The organism is Pseudomonas sp. P5_B2 (assembly GCF_056400445.1).
Map to the genome: position 1 here is coordinate 1 of NZ_JBFULH010001129.1, position 967 is coordinate 967.

A 967-nucleotide genomic window follows, 5' to 3' on the forward strand; every position below is an offset into this window, starting at 1 on the left:
CAATTGGCAGAGCGACGGTCTCCAAAACCGTAGGTTGGGGGTTCGATTCCCTCCTGACCTGCCAGATTCACTTGGTGTGTCTGGCTTTCTTTTCACAGGATCTTCATAGATGACTCCTAAAGCTGAAGCTCAAGGCTCTCGCTTCGATCTGCTCAAGTGGCTAGTAGTAGTCGCTTTAGTGGTTGTTGGCGTTGTTGGCAATCAGTATTACTCTGCTTCGCCGATCCTGTACCGCGTACTTGCATTGYTCGTCATTGCTGCTGTAGCTGCCTTTGTAGGCCTGCAGACAGTCAAGGGCAAGTCTTTCTTTGTACTGGTTAAGGAAGCTCGCACCGAGATTCGTAAAGTCGTATGGCCAACTCGCCAAGAAACCACGCAGACCACGTTGATTGTTGTGGCTGTTGTTCTGGTTATGGCGTTGCTGTTGTGGGGGCTTGATTCCCTCCTCGGCTGGCTTGTTTCCTTGATTGTCGGCTAAGGGTGTCCCGTGGCTAAGCGTTGGTACGTTGTGCATGCTTACTCCGGTTACGAGAAGCATGTCATGCGCTCGTTGGTAGAGCGCGTAAAGCTGGCTGGCATGGAAGATGGCTTTGGCGAAATTCTGGTTCCCACTGAAGAAGTGGTTGAAATGCGTAATGGCCAGAAGCGCAAAAGCGAACGTAAGTTCTTCCCAGGTTATGTGCTGGTACAGATGGATATGAACGAGGGTACTTGGCACTTGGTCAAGGATACTCCTCGGGTGATGGGTTTCATTGGCGGTACCGCCGATAAGCCAGCACCAATCACAGATAAAGAAGCAGAAGCAATTCTGCGTCGCGTTGCTGATGGTAGCGACAAGCCGAAGCCGAAGACGTTGTTCGAGCCAGGTGAGTCGGTACGGGTCAATGACGGGCCGTTTGCCGATTTCACTGGCACGGTTGAAGAAGTTAATTACGAAAAGAGCCGGATCCAAGTGGCTGTGCTCATT

At 51.4% G+C, this 967-nt stretch carries 2 protein-coding genes; both read left to right on the top strand.

Features of this window, described 5'->3' with window-relative positions:
• Window positions 1-109: 109 nt before the first annotated feature.
• A complete protein-coding gene (gene secE, locus AC1DRJ_RS29660; protein WP_477805260.1) occupies window positions 110-478 on the top strand; it encodes a preprotein translocase subunit SecE in 369 nt (122 codons plus the stop codon).
• Between the two features lie 9 nt (window positions 479-487).
• A partial coding sequence (gene nusG / locus AC1DRJ_RS29665; RefSeq protein WP_477805261.1) for a transcription termination/antitermination protein NusG occupies window positions 488-967 on the top strand: 480 nt, incomplete at its 3' end.